This is a genomic window from Aeromicrobium sp. Leaf272 (genome assembly GCF_001422865.1).
GTDB lineage: Bacteria > Actinomycetota > Actinomycetes > Propionibacteriales > Nocardioidaceae > Aeromicrobium.
On the sequence record NZ_LMMY01000011.1, the window covers coordinates 296,957 to 297,676 of the forward strand.

Below are 720 nucleotides of genomic sequence, written 5' to 3' on the forward strand. Positions count from 1 at the left end.
TTCAGAACAGCGTGAGCGGTGCGAAGAGACCCTGCTGAAGGACGCGCAGCGGCTGACTCTGAAGGACCTGCGCCGGCGGGCGGCTCGGATCACCGAGACCTACCGCAAGACCGTCGACGAGGTCGACGCCGACGAGGACGAGGTCCTCCGCAAGAAGGAAGAGGCGGCCCGGGCGAAGACGAGCTTCTCGATGTGGGACAACAACGACGGCACCGTCACCGGCAGCTTCACCCTCCCCGAAGCACAGGGCGCCATGCTCAAGACCGCCCTCGACGCACTCGCAGCACCCCACCAGAAGGTCGGCACCGTCAACGCCGCCACCGGCGAGATGGACGAGGTGGGATTCGGCCAGACCTACCCCCAGCGCCTCGGCCACGCCTTCACCACCCTCATCGAGCACCTCCCCGCCGACCAGCTCCCGTCCAACGGCGGCGTCAGCGCGGTCGTCACCGTGAATCTCGACCTCGAGACGCTCATGGGTGGCGTCAAGGCCGCCGGGCTGTCGGACGGCACCCGGATCTCGGCCGGCGAAGCCCGCCGGCTCGCGTGTTCGGCGCAGATCGTGCCCATGGTCCTCAACGGCAAGCCACTCCCGCTCGACCTCGGATCAGCGAACCGGTACTTCAACCGGTCATCCCGCCGGGCGATGGAGAAGCGCGACGGCGGATGCACCACACCAGGGCTGGGGGTCCCCCCGCACATGGCGCGTAGCGGCGGGGG

General features: G+C 69.2%; 1 pseudogene. It reads left to right on the forward strand.

Annotated features, from left to right (window positions below):
• Positions 1-720 (forward strand): annotated as a pseudogene (locus ASF38_RS19730) (DUF222 domain-containing protein); the annotation flags it as partial.